Source organism: Streptosporangium sp. NPDC050855 (assembly GCF_044456585.1).
GTDB lineage: Bacteria > Actinomycetota > Actinomycetes > Streptosporangiales > Streptosporangiaceae > Streptosporangium > Streptosporangium longisporum.
The window spans coordinates 60,784-74,851 of the sequence record NZ_JBITFY010000010.1 but is presented as its reverse complement, the minus strand read 5'-3'; the positions used below and the strand labels follow the sequence as shown (position 1 = coordinate 74,851).

Annotated in this window: 11 protein-coding genes; 6 read left to right on the top strand and 5 right to left on the bottom strand. The window is 71.5% G+C overall.

All coding sequences use genetic code 11. From position 1 onward, the window contains the following. Positions 1 to 105 precede the first annotated feature (105 nt). Positions 106 to 645 carry a methylated-DNA--[protein]-cysteine S-methyltransferase gene (locus ACIBCT_RS20580; protein ID WP_399190725.1) on the bottom strand — a complete coding sequence of 180 codons (540 nt, stop codon included), beginning with the start codon at positions 643 to 645 and terminating at the stop codon, positions 106 to 108. A gap of 630 nt (positions 646 to 1,275) precedes the next feature. Between ACIBCT_RS20580 and ACIBCT_RS20575 the strand changes: the two genes are divergently transcribed. Next, positions 1,276 to 2,607, top strand: coding sequence for a helix-turn-helix domain-containing protein (locus ACIBCT_RS20575; protein WP_399190723.1), 1,332 nt, complete (start codon positions 1,276 to 1,278; stop codon positions 2,605 to 2,607). 7 nt (positions 2,608 to 2,614) lie between these two features. On the opposite strand, the gene ACIBCT_RS20570 is transcribed toward ACIBCT_RS20575, so the two are convergent. From ACIBCT_RS20570 to miaB, 3 genes are all read right to left on the bottom strand, one after another. Next, a complete protein-coding gene (locus tag ACIBCT_RS20570) occupies positions 2,615 to 3,283 on the bottom strand; it encodes a class III extradiol dioxygenase subunit B-like domain-containing protein (protein ID WP_399190721.1) in 669 nt (222 codons plus the stop codon). A 189-nt stretch (positions 3,284 to 3,472) separates the two neighbouring features. After that, positions 3,473 to 4,105: a hypothetical protein gene (locus tag ACIBCT_RS20565; RefSeq protein WP_399190719.1), complete on the bottom strand. Its 633-nt coding sequence runs from the start codon at positions 4,103 to 4,105 to the stop codon at positions 3,473 to 3,475. Positions 4,106 to 4,385: 280 nt separating this feature from the next. Then, positions 4,386 to 5,879 (bottom strand): tRNA (N6-isopentenyl adenosine(37)-C2)-methylthiotransferase MiaB, encoded by a 1,494-nt coding sequence (gene miaB / locus ACIBCT_RS20560; RefSeq protein WP_399190717.1) that lies wholly within the window; start codon positions 5,877 to 5,879, stop codon positions 4,386 to 4,388. 332 nt (positions 5,880 to 6,211) lie between these two features. Between miaB and ACIBCT_RS20555 the strand changes: the two genes are divergently transcribed. The 5 genes from ACIBCT_RS20555 (at position 6,212) to ACIBCT_RS20535 (ending at position 11,879) form a co-directional block, all read left to right on the top strand. Continuing rightward, positions 6,212 to 6,967 carry an amino acid ABC transporter ATP-binding protein gene (locus tag ACIBCT_RS20555; protein ID WP_399190715.1) on the top strand — a complete coding sequence of 252 codons (756 nt, stop codon included), beginning with the start codon at positions 6,212 to 6,214 and terminating at the stop codon, positions 6,965 to 6,967. Positions 6,968 to 7,006: 39 nt separating this feature from the next. Then, positions 7,007 to 7,825, top strand: coding sequence for a glutamate ABC transporter substrate-binding protein (locus ACIBCT_RS20550; protein ID WP_399190713.1), 819 nt, complete (start codon positions 7,007 to 7,009; stop codon positions 7,823 to 7,825). A gap of 57 nt (positions 7,826 to 7,882) precedes the next feature. Next, positions 7,883 to 8,551: an amino acid ABC transporter permease gene (locus tag ACIBCT_RS20545; RefSeq protein ID WP_399190711.1), complete on the top strand. Its 669-nt coding sequence runs from the start codon at positions 7,883 to 7,885 to the stop codon at positions 8,549 to 8,551. Next, positions 8,548 to 9,483 carry an amino acid ABC transporter permease gene (locus ACIBCT_RS20540; RefSeq protein WP_399190709.1) on the top strand — a complete coding sequence of 312 codons (936 nt, stop codon included), beginning with the start codon at positions 8,548 to 8,550 and terminating at the stop codon, positions 9,481 to 9,483. The genes ACIBCT_RS20545 and ACIBCT_RS20540 overlap by 4 nt, the downstream gene beginning before the upstream one ends. Before the next feature lie 458 nt (positions 9,484 to 9,941). Further along, positions 9,942 to 11,879, top strand: a complete 1,938-nt coding sequence (locus ACIBCT_RS20535; RefSeq protein WP_399190707.1) for a S9 family peptidase — start codon at positions 9,942 to 9,944, stop codon at positions 11,877 to 11,879. A gap of 399 nt (positions 11,880 to 12,278) precedes the next feature. Here ACIBCT_RS20535 and rny read toward each other — a convergent pair whose 3' ends face one another. After that, the gene (gene rny / locus ACIBCT_RS20530; RefSeq protein ID WP_399190705.1) at positions 12,279 to 13,895 is read right to left on the bottom strand and encodes a ribonuclease Y; all 1,617 of its coding nucleotides are present in this window, start codon (positions 13,893 to 13,895) and stop codon (positions 12,279 to 12,281) included. Positions 13,896 to 14,068: the final 173 nt, after the last annotated feature.

Below are 14,068 nucleotides of genomic sequence, written 5' to 3'. Positions count from 1 at the left end.
GGACGCGCGGAGGGCGACGGGCCCCCGCCCCCGGGCCGCCGGGCCCGTACGGCCGCGTCGGCGACCGGGCCGGCGCGGAGGGGACGGCCCGGCCGCGGGCCGGGATCAGTCCCAGTCGAGCATCGGCTGCAGGTACCCCTCCAGGGTGAGCAGCCGGCGTTTGGACTCCACGCCCTCGCCCGCGCTGAACCCGCCGAGCCCGTTGCCCGCGACCACCCGGTGGCAGGGCACGATGAGGGGGATCGGGTTGGCACCCATGATCGACCCGATGGCCCGCGCCGGGACACCCGTCCCGCTGCGGGCGGCCAGCTCGCCGTAGGTCACCGCCCGGCCGTAGGGAACGGTCTCGTACAGGGTGCCGAGCACCCTGCGCTGCACCGGCGAGGTCAGCCGCCAGTCCAGCGGGACGTCGAAGACCCGCAGCCGCTCGGCGTAGTAGGCGCCCAGCTGGTCCAGGACGGCCGCGGTCCTGCCGGGGTCGTCCGTCTCCGCCAGCCCCAGGCGGTCCAGCAGGCCGGCCCTGAGACGGGACGGATCACCCCAGCCGGTGCCCGCCACCCCCTCCTCGGTCACGGCGACGACCATGTCCCCCAGCGGCGTGGGGAGGCTTCCGAACGCCACGGTCGACGCCACGGTTCCCGCCATCGCTCTCGTGTCCCTCCGTGTCACCCCGTGCCACCCCGTGTGCCGGTCGTGCCCGCCCCTCGGCCACGCCCGCCCGCCACCGTAGCCGCGACGGACGACATTCTCCCCGCCCCCGGGGCCCTCCCGATCCGGTGATTCCCGCATCCGCGGACGACGCGGCCGGGCGCCTGCCCCCGAGGGTGCCCCGGCCCGTCCGCACGGATCCGGAGAAGGACCGGCAGAAGATGGGAGGGGATGGACGCGAACACCGCGCCCATCCCCCGGCCGTATCACGCCGTCGCCGGAGAACGTGGCCGTGCATCCGTCCGGACCCCGCCGCTGACGACGGCGATGGCCGGGAACCCGTCGAATCCTGCTCTCCCCTGTCGTCGTCCCCGCGCTGGGGGCGGAGACGACGCTGCAGCAGGTTTCGACTTCCGGTGATGAAAGTTTCAGGATGGAATGCCGAAGCCGCCCCATCCCTCACGGGCCGGATGCTTTACACGGTCGGCCGGATCGCTCATTTTCAACGAGCGTGACCGGCCATTCTCCGCCGAACCCTTCTCCCGGTCGTGCGGTACGGTGTGGCATCAAGAATCCTGACCTGCCGGTCCCGTCGTCAAGACGGGACGCGGAGGTAGGGACGGCGGGATGAGAAAACACCCTCTGAACTGCGGTTGTGGCGGACTCGCGGGACGTTGTGGTGGGATGCCGCCGTGGGTAGACCGCCACAGGGGGCACTCGGTGACCGAACGTGATCTTGAGGAGTTCGCCGGTTATCTACGGGGCATGAAGGAGCGGACGGGGCGGAGCTATGAGGCGCTCGCGAAACGAGCGGGAATCAGCAGCTCGGCGATTCACCGTTACTGTTCCGGGAAAGGGTTGCCGGCCGACTTCGGCACGGTGGAGCGCATAGCCAAGGTGTGCGGGGCCCACTCCGACGAACTGCTCGAACTTCATCGCCGCTGGATCCGCGCGGAGGCGGCACAGGCGTGGGCCAAGGCCGAGGGCGCGCCGACCGTCCCGAGGGACGCGGCCGGCGCGGAGCCCACCGGTTCGTCCGCCGGTCCGTCCGCCGAGCAGGAACCGGCCGCCACGGGGGGCGAGCCGGTGGAGGACGATCCCGCGGCGCCCGCGCCGCCTTCCGAGGAGCCGGAGAAGCGGCCGGCCGGTCCGGCCCGTTTCTCCTCCATCCCCTTCGTCCGGCGCTGGCTCACCGTGGCGGTGGTCGCGCTGAGCTGTTCCGGCGCGGCCGCGGTCGGCACGGCGGCGCTCATGAGCACGACGGCCGCGGCGCCGGGCCCCACCACCCCGGCCCCCTCCGCGTCGCCGGAGGACGGGCGCCTGCTGCTCTCCCGGGCCTGCCCGCCGATCATGGCGCTGGGAGAGCACGACGAGTGCGTCCGGGAACTGCAGAGGATCCTGCTGAAGGCGGGCGGGCTGGTGCAGGTCGACGCCGACTTCGGGCCGGGGACCCTCCGGCACGTGGTGGCGTTCCAGGTGCTGGCGGGGATGGAGCCCAACGGCCTGGTCGACGACGCCACCAAGCGCATGCTGTACCAGAACACCGTGAAGATGATCCGGTGGTCGCCGGCGAAGGTCGAGGGCAGGATCAGGGAGGTCTTCCCCGAGGAGCCCGACCGCGCGGTCGGCATCGCCAAGTGCATGTCGTTCCTCGACCAGTACTACTCGCTGCCCAACGTCGACGGCACGCGCAACTGGGGCGTCTTCCAGATCTCCGACCGGAGGCTGGCCGAGCTCGGCGGCAGCCCGTTGCGGGCGTTCGACCCGGAGTGGAACATCCAGGCGGCCCGGCGGCTGTGGAGCCAGAACCGGGACTTCAGCCACTGGGAGAACTGCGACCAGACCTACCGCCGGTCGGAGAGCCCCGATCCCAAGGGCGGCTCCACGTCGAGCCCGGCCCCCGGGAAGAAGAAGCCGTCGCCGAGCCCGTCCCCCGGACGGGACGAGAACGGCCGCTGAGCCGGGATCACACCGTCCAGCGGGCGACGAAGTAGCCGACGCCGTACGGCGCGTCGTCGTAGAGGACCTCGGCGCGCAGGCCCTTCCCGAGGCCGCGGAGCACCTGCAGGGCCGCGCGGCCCTGCACCCAGAGCTCCGCGGCCTCGGCGGCGTCGAGCTCCGGCACCTCGGCGCGGGCGAGCGCCTCGACGATCATGCGGTCGTACGGCTCGGCGCGGGGGTCGAGGTGACCGGGGGACTTCTCGGTGAGGCGGGCCGAGCCGTCGGCCATGACGAGCAGCGCCGTCCGCCCGGCCTCGTCCGCGAGCCGCCGCCCCAGGGCCGCGCACTCCCGCGAGGGCGCGTCGAAGGCGATCGCCTGGAACCCCGTCGCCTCCACGCGCTCCCGCTCCAGGAGCCATCGGCCGATCGTCAGCGAGAGCGGCAGGACGGGCTCTCCCCCGCCGGTCCGGACGTCGGCGCCCCAGGGGGCGAGGCAGCCCGCGGCGTCCGCACCGTACGCTGCGGTCCCGTTCGCGCCGCCCACCACCGTGATCGCGTCGGCCCCGGCGTCGCGCAGCGACCCCACCGCGGCCGCGCAGGCCGCCCTGAGGTCGTCGAGTTCCGCGGCGGCGGCTCCGGCCAGCTCCGGGACGAGCAGCGGGGGATGCGGGCACACGGCCGCGGCGACGAGCATCCGGCCAGACTAACGGTGTCCGGCGGACGCCCGGCGCGCGCGGGCGCGTGCCCGGCGGGTGAACGGCGCGGGCGCGTGCCCGGGGGGTGAACCGTGCGGGCGCGTGCCCGGCGGGTGAACCGTGCGAACCCGGTGTCACGGCCTTCGCGGGTGCGGGGCCGGGGCCGCCACGGCGTTCGCGGGCCCGGGTCAGCGACCGGCGGGTCCCTGGGGGTGCACGTAGCCGGTGTCGCCGTCCGACCACGGGTTCTCCTGGGCGGGGGGTGACGCCGGGGCGTTCTGCCGCTGCCTGGCCGGAGCCTCCTTGGCCGGCCTCTCCCGCGACGGGGTGCCCGCGGCGGAGTCGGGATCGGTGTCGGATCCCGACTCGCCCGTGTCCGATCCGCCGGAGCCGGTGGACGTGTCGTCGCCCCCGGAAGCGGTGCCGGCGTCGTCGGCGCCGCCCGCGTCACCGGTGTCACCGGCGTCGTCGGTGCCGTCGGTGCCGTCGGCGTCTCCGGTGTCACCGGGTTCCTGGTGCGCGGGTTTCCGGGCCTGTCCTGGCTCGTCGACGGGGCTTCGGGACGCCTGCTGGGCGCTGTCGGGCGAGCGTCCCGGCGTGCCGCCGTCGTCGGTGCCGTTCAGCAGGGCGAAGGCGGCGCCCCCGCCCAGCAGGGCGACGGCGAGGACGGAGAAGACGGCGATGGCCGCGCCGCTTCTGCGGGGGGACTTCCGGGATCTCCGGGGCTTCTTCGGCTCGTCCGCGGGGCCGGTGAGGATCTCCGGCTCTCCGGGAGTGCCCGGGGAGTCCCCGTGCGGGCCGGACGATGGAGGGACGTGCATGGGAAAACTCCCTGCGGTTCTCGGGGGGAAACCTCCACGGCTTCCGAGGGTGCCGAACCACAGTAGCCACAGCAGAGAAATGCTCGCACATCAATCACTGATGAATCACGAGATATCATCTGTTACGACATGGGCGGCACCGCCGTGGACGTCCTCCCCCGCGGGAGCGTTGAGAGAGCCGGGATCGCCGTTCCCGTCGGCGGTCCCGGCCGCTTCGATCACGGGCGCGCCGGACCCTCCCGGGCCGGTACGCGACCCGGTGGGACCGTGCTGAAAAATCTCAGGAGACCGAGCAGCCCGAGGTCTGCGGGAGCGGGGCGGGACGGCCGATCGAGGGCATGCCGAGCATGACCCCGGGGCCGGAACCGGCCGGGGCTCCCTGCCGGGCCTGCCAGGCGTCGCCCGCCCGGGTGCGGCGCAGCCTCAGGACGGGACCGTCGGCGACCAGGTGGTGCGGGGCCGCGTACGTCACCCGGGCGCTCACCACGTCGCCGGGGCGCGGGATCTCGGCGCCCGGGGCGAAGTGCACGAGCCGGTTGTCCGGGGCCCGCCCGGACATGCGGTGGGTCGCCTCGTCCTTGCGGCCCTCGCCCTCGGCCACCAGCACCTCGAGCGTCCGGCCGACCTGCCTCTTGTTCTCCGCCCAGGAGATCTCGGTCTGCAGCGCCACGAGCCGCTCGTAGCGCTCCTGCACGACCTCCTTGGGGACCTGGTGGTCCATGGTGGCCGCCGGGGTGCCGGGACGGATCGAGTACTGGAAGGTGAAGGCGTTGGCGAAGCGGGAGGCGCGCACCACGTCCAGGGTGCCCTGGAAGTCCTCCTCGGTCTCGCCGGGGAAGCCGACGATGATGTCGGTGGAGATCGCCGCGTCCGGCATGGCGGCGCGGACCCGCTCGATGATGCCCAGGAAGCGCTCGGCCCGGTAGGAGCGGCGCATCGCCTTCAGGACACGGTCCGACCCCGACTGCAGCGGCATGTGGAGCTGGTGCATCACGTTGGGGGTCTCGGCCATGGCCGCGATCACGTCGTCGGTGAAGGCCGCCGGGTGCGGGCTGGTGAAGCGGACCCGCTCCAGGCCCTCGATGTCGCCGCAGGCCCGCAGCAGCTTGCCGAAGGCCAGCCGGTCGCCGAACTCCACACCGTAGGTGTTGACGTTCTGGCCCAGCAGGGTGATCTCCAGCACGCCCTGGTCGACCAGGGTGCGCACCTCATTGAGGACGTCGCCGGGACGGCGGTCCTTCTCCTTGCCGCGCAGGGCGGGCACGATGCAGAACGTGCAGGTGTTGTTGCACCCGACCGAGACCGACACCCAGGCGGCGTAGGCCGACTCGCGCTTGGTGGGCAGCGTGCTCGGGAAGGTCTCCAGGGATTCCCTGATCTCGACCTGGGCCTCCTGCTGCACGCGCGCCCGCTCCAGCAGCACCGGCAGGGAGCCGATGTTGTGGGTGCCGAACACCACGTCCACCCAGGGCGCCCTGCGGACGATCTCCCCCTGGTCCTTCTGCGCCAGGCAGCCGCCCACGGCGATCTGCATGCCGGGGTTGCCCACCTTCGAGGGGCGCAGGTGCCCGAGGTTGCCGTACAGCTTGTTGTCGGCGTTCTCCCGTACGGCACAGGTGTTGAACACGACCACGTCGGCCGTCTCGCCCTGCGGGGCCGGGACGTATCCGGCGTCCTCCAGCAGGCCCGAGAGGCGCTCGGAGTCGTGCACGTTCATCTGGCACCCGTAGGTACGGACCTCGTACGTGCGGGCGCTCTCCACGGTGGCAGTCATCTCACGACAAGGGTAGGCGCTCACCGGACCTTCGGGTACGCGCCTTCGCCCGCGTGACCGTGCGCGGGCGGCCGGTCGCGGTACGTGAGCGGTGTGACGCGTCACACATCCCGCTCCGGCGCGGGGCGACGCCGCCGGTGGGAGCGGCGCCGCACCGGGCGGTCCACCGCGTCGCGGCCCACAAGGCCGCAGGGACGGCCGATTCCCTACACCGTCGCTCTGGACCTCGCCACACTGGGCGGCGTACGCTGACCAAGGCGTGAGAAGGCCGTGATCTGATCGGTACCGCAGGGTTAGCCCGAGGTGCCCTTCACAGAATTACGTTGTCCCCCATGACGGAGAACGGGGACAAGACCCCCCTGGTCGTGCTCGAAGGCGTCAACAAGCACTTCGGCAGCCTGCACGTCCTTCGGGACATCAATCTGACGATCTCCCGCGGCGAGGTCCTCGTCGTCATCGGCCCCTCGGGCGGCGGCAAGTCGACGCTCTGCAGGACGATCAACAGACTGGAGAACATCGACGAGGGCACCATCACCTTCGACGGGCAGCCGCTCGCGGTGGAGGGGAAGACCCTGGCCAGGCTCAGGTCCGAGGTCGGCATGGTGTTCCAGTCCTTCAACCTGTTCGCCCACAAGACGATCCTCGAGAACGTCACGCTCGGGCCCATCAAGGTCCGCGGCATCCCCGCCGCCCAGGCCGAGCGGCGTGGCATGGAGCTGCTGGAGCGGGTCGGCATCGGCGCTCAGGCGTCGAAGTACCCTGCGCAGCTGTCCGGAGGCCAGCAGCAGCGCGTGGCCATCGCCCGCGCCCTGGCCATGGACCCCAAGATGATCCTGTTCGACGAGCCGACCTCGGCGCTGGACCCCGAGATGGTCCAGGAAGTGCTCGATGTCATGATCGGTCTTGCCCAGGAGGGCATGACGATGATGGTCGTCACCCACGAGATGGGCTTCGCCCGCCGCGCGGCGAACCGCGTGGTGTTCATGGCCGAGGGTCAGATCGTGGAGGAGAACACCCCCGAGGAGTTCTTCACCACCCCCCGGACCGACCGGGCGAAGGACTTCCTCTCCAAGATCCTCACCCACTGACGGCTCTGCTCAACCCTGATGAAAGACGAGGTAGCAAGAATGCGTGTACGGCGTATTGGAGCCGTGGTGATCGCAGCCGCTGCGGCGATGGCCGGTCTGACCGCGTGCGGCGACAGCGGCGGTGCCAGCGACAAGTTCGTGGTGGGAATCAAGGTCGACCAGCCCGGTCTCGGCCAGAAGCAGCCCGACGGCTCCTTCAAGGGTTTCGACGTCGACGTCGCCCGGTACATCGCCAAGGAACTCGGCTATGCGGCGGACAAGATCGAGTTCAAGGAGGCCATCTCGGCCAACCGTGAGTCCTTCATCCAGCAGGGCCAGGTCAACGCCGTGATCGCGACCTACTCGATCACCGACGACCGCAAGAAGAAGGTCTCCTTCGCCGGTCCGTACCTCGTCACCGGACAGGACATCCTGACCCGCGCCGACGACACCACGATCAACAGTGTCGAGGACCTCAAGGCCAAGAAGGTCTGCGGTGCCCAGGGCTCCTCCTCGCCGAAGCGCCTGGCCGACAAGTTCGGCGCCGAGTGGAAGGCCCAGTACCTCACCGAGCAGCAGGGCTACGGCGCCTGCCTGCCGCTGCTGGAGAACAAGCAGGTCGACGCGATCTCCACGGACGCGACGATCCTGGCCGGCTTCGCCGCCCAGTCCCCCGGCAAGTTCCGCCTCGTCGGCAAGCCCTTCTCCGAGGAGAAGTACGGCATCGGCCTGAAGGTGGACGACAAGGAGACCCGCGACAAGGTCAACACGGCCGTGGAGAAGATGTTCTCCGACGGCAGCTGGAAGAAGGCCGTCGAGGCCAACTTCGGCGAGTTCGGAAAGTTCTTCACCACCCCCCCGGCCGTCGAGCGTTACTGATCGGTCACGTTTCGGCCGGGGCGCGCGTCGTCCCGGCCTGTGGCACTGGAGGGATGAGTGCAGGCACTCTTCGATGAATTCCCGATGATCCGGGACGCTTTCTGGTTGACGATCCGCCTCGCCGTCGCCAGCGGGCTGGTGGCGCTCGTGCTCGGCACCGTCCTGGCCGGGATGCGGGTCAGCCCGCTGCCCATCCTGCGCGGGATCGGCACGGCGTACGTGAACGTCCTGCGCAACACCCCGCTGACCCTGGTCATCGTGTTCTGCGGGCTCGGCCTCGGCCTGGTCCTGAACGTCTCGTTCTCCGAGAGCCTGTCCACCAACTACATGTGGCTCTCCATCATCGGGCTGTCCGCCTACACGGCGGCGTTCGTCTGCGAGGCGATCCGGTCCGGCATCAACACGGTGCCGGTCGGCCAGGCGGAGGCGGCGCGGGCCATCGGGCTCACGTTCGGCCAGAACCTGAGATTGATCGTGCTGCCCCAGGCGTTCCGCGCCGTGATCGCCCCCCTGGGCAGCATCCTGATAGCACTGATCAAGAACACCACGATCGCCGCGGCGATCGGGGTGGGCGAGGCGTCCCTGACGATGAAGACGTTGTTCGAGGCGCACGGTGACGCGGTCGTGCAGATCTTCGCCGGATTCGCGCTGGGCTTCCTGATCCTGACCCTGCCGACCGGACTGCTGTTCGGCTGGCTCGCCAAGCGCCTGGCGGTGGTCCGATGACCGCGACCGCCACCGAGCGGCGCCAGGCGCGCAAGCTGGCCGCGAGCTCCGAGCGGGTCAGCGTCCTGTACGACATCCCCGGACCCAAGGCCCGGACGCGCAACACCGCGCTCACGGTGCTGGTCATCGTGCTCGTGCTGCTCGCGCTGTACTGGATGGTGACCAAGCTCGGCGAGAAGAACCAGCTCAACGCCGACCTGTGGACGCCGTTCCTCCGCGGTGACGTGTGGATCAACCTGATCCTGCCGGGTCTGGTGAACACGCTCAGCGCGGCCCTGGTGGCCGCCGTGATCGCGGTGCCGTTCGGCTTCGTGTTCGGTATCGGCAGGCTCTCCGAGCACGCGTGGATCCGCATCGCGGCCGGTGCGGTGGTCGAGTTCTTCCGGGCCATCCCCCTGCTGATCATGATCTTCGCGGTGATGTTCGGCGGGAGCGCGGTCTTCGGGCTCACCGTGACGCCGTTCGCCGCCGTGGTGGTCGGCCTCGTCCTGTACAACGGCTCGGTGCTGGCGGAGATCGTACGCGCCGGCATCCTGTCCATCCCCCGGGGACAGAGCGAGGCCGCGCTGGCGATCGGCCTGCGCCGCAGCCAGGTGATGCGGATGATCCTGCTGCCGCAGGCGGTCACGGCCATGATGCCGGCGATCGTCGCCCAGCTGGTGGTGCTCCTGAAGGACACCGCCCTGGGCTTCATCGTGGCGTTCGAGGACCTGCTGAACGCGGGGGCGCGCGTGCTGCCCTCCAACTTCAACAACATCATCCCCGCGGTGATCGTCATCGCGATCATCTACATCATCATCAACGTGGCGGTGGGCGCCATCGCCACCTGGCTGGAGAAGCGGAGCCGGCGCAGCCGGAAGTCGATCGTCCAGCCGGTCGCGCCCCCCGACGCGTCCACCGTGGCCGAGCCGGTGAGGACCCCCGCCCCCTAGCGGGGCAGGGCTCCCTGCCGGAGCGGGAAGCACGACGCGAGGGGGCGGTCACCGGATCCGGGTGGCCGCCCCCTCGCGCATGAGGTGCTCACGCGTGTGACCGTCGTCGGCGGTCGTGCCTGAGGTGCTCACGCGTGTGACCGTCGTCGGCGGTCGTGCCTGAGGTGCTCGCGTATGTGACACGTCGTGTGGCGGTCGCGCGTGACGCCTCGCGATGCGACGGTCACGAGCGCGACGGTCACGCGTGGACGGTCGCCGCGCGTTCCGGGACGGGACGCGGCGGACCCGGTGGTTTCGGAACGCACACTTCCTGCCGGTGTACGGATGTTCCGGGCCGATCACCCCAACCCCTTCATCCCCGCCCATCTCTCCCGCGGCGCCGGTCATCGGCGACACCTGGGGCGGGACGCGGACGTGATACCGGCGACACGCGGCCGGTTATCGGGCAGGATGTCGCCATGTCCCCCGAGCAGGTCGTCCTGCCGTATGCCACCTGGCCCTCGCCGGTCTCCACCTCCGACGTCGCACGCTCCGGTCTGCGCCTCGGATTCCCGACGGTGCTCGGCGAGGAGGTCTGGTGGACCGAAGACCGTCCCGCCGAGGGCGGGCGGACCACCATCGTGCACCGGGACGCCGGCGGTGTGCGGCGCGAGCTGCTGAGCGCCCCGTGGAGCGCCAGGACCCGGGTCCACGAGTACGGCGGGCGGTCGTACGCGGTGGTGCCCGGCCAGGGCGTGGTGTTCGCGAACTTCACCGACCAGCGGCTCTACCTGCTGCCCACCGGCGGCGAGCCCCGGCCGCTCACCCCCGAGCCCGAGCGGCCCTCGGCGCTGCGCTACGCCGACCTGGTCGTCCACGACGGGCAGGTCTGGTGCGTCCGGGAGCGGCACGACGGCGACCGGGTGCGCCGGTCCATCGTGTCCGTCCCGCTGACCGGCCCGGCCGGCGGCTCGACCAGCGACCCGGCCGGCGGCTCACCGATCGGCTCGGGGACCGGTGGGGACGAGCCCCGCGAGTGGATCACCGGGCACGACTTCTACGCCTTCCCCACGCTCTCCCCCGACGGCGAGCACCTGGCCTTCGTCTGCTGGGACCATCCCCGGATGCCGTGGAACGGCACCGAGCTGCGGGTCTGCCGGCTGGCCGACGGCACCTGCTGGACGGTGGCGGGTGGCCCCGAGGAGTCGGTGCTCGCCCCGTACTGGCGTGACGAGCAGAACCTCTACCTGATCTCCGACTCCTCGGGCTGGTGGAACCTCTACCTGGCCGAGATCCACGGTGGAAGGCCCTGGCCGCTCCACCGCGCCGACCAGGAGTTCGCGGGCCCGCTCTGGCAGCTCGGCGCCATGCCGTACGCGCCGCTGGCCGACGGGAGCCTCGCGATCCTGCACGGGCGGGGTGACCTGCGGCTGGGCGTCCTGGACCCGGTCGGCGGGACGCTGACGGACTTGGACGTGCCCTACGACGGCTGGGACGCGGTGCTGGCCACCGACGGGCGGGCCGTGGTCGGCATCGGGTACGGCCCGGCGCTGCCCCGGGCGATCGTCCGGGTCGACACCTCGACCGGACAGACCCAGGAGCTCCGCCGCGACGCCGGTGAGACACCCGCTCCGGCCTACCTGCCCTCCGTCCGGGCCGTGGAGATCCCGGGCCGGTTCGGGCGGGAGGCGCACGCGTTCCTCTATCCTCCGGCCAACCCCCAGGCGCGCGGCGAGGGCCCCGCCCCGTACATCGTGTTCGTGCACGGCGGGCCGACCGGGCACAGCATGGGCGCGCTCGACCTGGAGAAGGTGTTCTTCACCAGCCGGGGCATCGGCGTGCTCGACCTCAACTACGGCGGTTCCACCGGTTACGGCCGCGCCTACCGCGAACGGCTGCGCGGGCAGTGGGGTGTGGTGGACGTCGAGGACTCGATCGCCGCGGCCGAGTGGCTGGCCGGTGAGGGACTGGCCGACCCGGCGCGGATCGCGATCCGGGGTGGCAGCGCGGGCGGCTGGACGGTGATGGCCGCCTGCTGCGGGTCCGACGCGTTCGCCGGCGGCGTCTCCTACTACGGGGTCAGCTCGCTCGCCGCGTTCAGCGCGACCACCCACGACTTCGAGTCGCGTTACGTCGACTGGCTCATCGGACCGCAGGACCCGGTCCTGTACGCCTCGCGCGAGCCCCTCGCCCTGGTGGCCGGGGTGAGCTGCCCCATGCTGCTGATGCAGGGCCTGTCGGACCCGGTCGTCCCCCCGGAGCAGTCACAGGCCTTCGCCGACGCGCTGGCCGAGCGCGGTGTCCCGTGCACGTACCTGACGTTCGAGGGCGAGGCGCACGGTTTCCGCCGCGCCGAGACCCGCAGCGCGGCCCTGGCCACCGAGCTCGCCTTCTACCAGCAGATCTTCCACGTCTGAGGGCGACCGGGCACGGGCCCGCGGATCCCGGTACGGCACCCCGCGCACCGCCCCCCGCACGGCGACCCACTTCCCCGCGCCCCCGCACGGCGACCCGTTCCCCGTGCACCCGACCCGTCGACCGGACGGCTCACGGACGACCGTGACGCGGGCCCCGAAGCCGTACGCCACCGCCCGCCGGGTCGGCCCGGGCATCGCCCGGCCGGTCGGTCCCGGGGCGGGCGAGACGGGCGGCTCCCGGCCCGTACCCGAGGGAGGATTGTTCCCGGCCCGCGCCCGGGAAAGGGCTGCTCGACCCGCACCCGGTGGAGAACTGCTCTCGGCCCGCGCCCGGTGGACGGCCGGGACACGGATCGGCGGTGTCGCGAAGGCGGTGTCGCGAAGGCCGGCCAGGCGGGGTCAGCGGGCGAACTCGGTGGCCCGTGACTCGCGGACGACCGTGATGCGGATCTGGCCGGGGTAGGTGAGCTCCTCCTCGACCTGCTTGGCGACGTCGCGGGCGATCACCTGGGCCTGGATGTCGTCGACCGCGTCGGGCTTCACCATGACCCTGATCTCGCGACCGGCCTGCATCGCGAAGACCTTCTCGACGCCCTCGTAGGAGGTCGCGATCTCCTCCAGCCTCTCCAGCCGCTTGACGTAGGCCTCCAGCGACTCCCGGCGGGCGCCCGGCCTGCTCCCGCTGATCGCGTCGGCGGCCTGGGTGAGGACGGCCTCGACGGTCTTGACCTCGACCTCGTTGTGGTGGGCCTCGATGGCGTGCACGACGTCCTCGTGCTCCCCGTACCGCCTGGCGATCTCGGCGCCGATCAGGGCGTGGCTGCCCTCGACCTCGTGGGTGAGGGCCTTGCCGATGTCGTGCAGGAGGGTGCAGCGCTTGAGCAGCGTGGTGTCGAGCCGCAGCTCGGCCGCCATGATCCCGGCGATGTGCGCGGACTCGATGAGGTGGCCGAGGACGTTCTGCCCGTAGGAGGTGCGGTAGCGGAGCTGGCCGAGGAGGGTCACCAGCTCGGGATGCATGTCGGTGATGCCGAGCTCCACCAGGGCGTCCTCACCGGCGCGCACGCAGAGCTCCTGGACCTCGGCCTTGCTGCGCTCGTGCGCCTCCTCGATGCGCTGGGGGTGGATGCGGCCGTCGAGGACGAGCTTCTCCAGGGTGAGCCGCGCGGTCTCGCGGCGGACCGGGTCGAAGCAGGAGAGCAGCACGGCTTCCGGCGTGTCGTCGATGATCAGATTGACGCCCGTGGTCGACTCGAAGGCGCGGATGTTACGGCCCTCACGGCCGATGATGCGGCCCTTCATCTCGTCACCCGGCAGGTGCAGGACGCTCACCACGGACTCGGCGGTCTGCTCGGTGGCCACCCGCTGGACCGCCAGAGTGACGATCTTGGTGGCCCGCTTCTCGCCCTCCCTGCGGGCCTCCCCCTCGATCTCCCTGACGATCAGCGCGGCCTCGCGCTTCGCCTGGTTCTCGATCTCCCGGACCAGTTCGGCCCTGGCCTGCTCGCCGGTGAGCCCGGCCACCCGCTCCAGGACGGCCCTGCGTTCCTCGGCGACCCTTTCGAGGTCCTCACGCCGGTCTGCCAGCTCGGTCTCGGTCTCGGCGAGCTTGCGGGCCCGCTCGGCCTGCCGCCTGGCCTCCTCGTCGAGGCGCTGCTCCCGCTCGGCCAGCCGGTTCTCCCGGCGTTCGAGGTCGGCCCGGAGCTCCTTGAGCTCGTACTTCAGGACCTTGCCCTCGGCCTCGGCCTCCTTGCGCATCTCGGCCGCGGCCTCGACCGCCATCTCCGACCTGCGCAGCAGCTCTCCGGCGTCGTTCTCGGCCTTGGCCCGGATCCCGGCGGCCTGACGTCTGGCCTCCTCCAGCTCGGCCTCGACCTCGGCCTCCTGCTCGGGGGTGGGACGCTTCGGCGCGGCCCCGGCTCCACCGATGCGACGCAGCAACACGACAAGCACGGCTGTCATCACGGCAAGAGCCACAACCGCCACCGTCAACATGACGACCACGACCGGATCCATGCGCGCCTCACCTTCCTCGCGTCGCAAATATCAGGCACACGAGGCGTCACACGCACGGCACGGAAAGCTCAAGCCTCGGCGCCATCGAAACGACGATGAACCCGCGGAGAAACGGCACCCGGTTTTTCCCACCGGTTCCGTCGTCGCGTTCCCATCCGCCAAGCCTGCTCGTC

Coding starts and splice junctions, on each gene's coding strand:
- ACIBCT_RS20550 (WP_399190713.1), top strand. CDS start 7,007: ATGCGTGTACGGCGTATTGGAGCCGTGGTGATCGCAGCCGCTGCGGCG.
- miaB (WP_399190717.1), bottom strand. CDS start 5,879: ATGACTGCCACCGTGGAGAGCGCCCGCACGTACGAGGTCCGTACCTAC.
- ACIBCT_RS20540 (WP_399190709.1), top strand. CDS start 8,548: ATGACCGCGACCGCCACCGAGCGGCGCCAGGCGCGCAAGCTGGCCGCG.
- ACIBCT_RS20575 (WP_399190723.1), top strand. CDS start 1,276: ATGAGAAAACACCCTCTGAACTGCGGTTGTGGCGGACTCGCGGGACGT.
- rny (WP_399190705.1), bottom strand. CDS start 13,895: ATGGATCCGGTCGTGGTCGTCATGTTGACGGTGGCGGTTGTGGCTCTT.
- ACIBCT_RS20580 (WP_399190725.1), bottom strand. CDS start 645: ATGGCGGGAACCGTGGCGTCGACCGTGGCGTTCGGAAGCCTCCCCACG.
- ACIBCT_RS20570 (WP_399190721.1), bottom strand. CDS start 3,283: ATGCTCGTCGCCGCGGCCGTGTGCCCGCATCCCCCGCTGCTCGTCCCG.
- ACIBCT_RS20555 (WP_399190715.1), top strand. CDS start 6,212: ATGACGGAGAACGGGGACAAGACCCCCCTGGTCGTGCTCGAAGGCGTC.
- ACIBCT_RS20565 (WP_399190719.1), bottom strand. CDS start 4,105: ATGCACGTCCCTCCATCGTCCGGCCCGCACGGGGACTCCCCGGGCACT.
- ACIBCT_RS20535 (WP_399190707.1), top strand. CDS start 9,942: ATGTCCCCCGAGCAGGTCGTCCTGCCGTATGCCACCTGGCCCTCGCCG.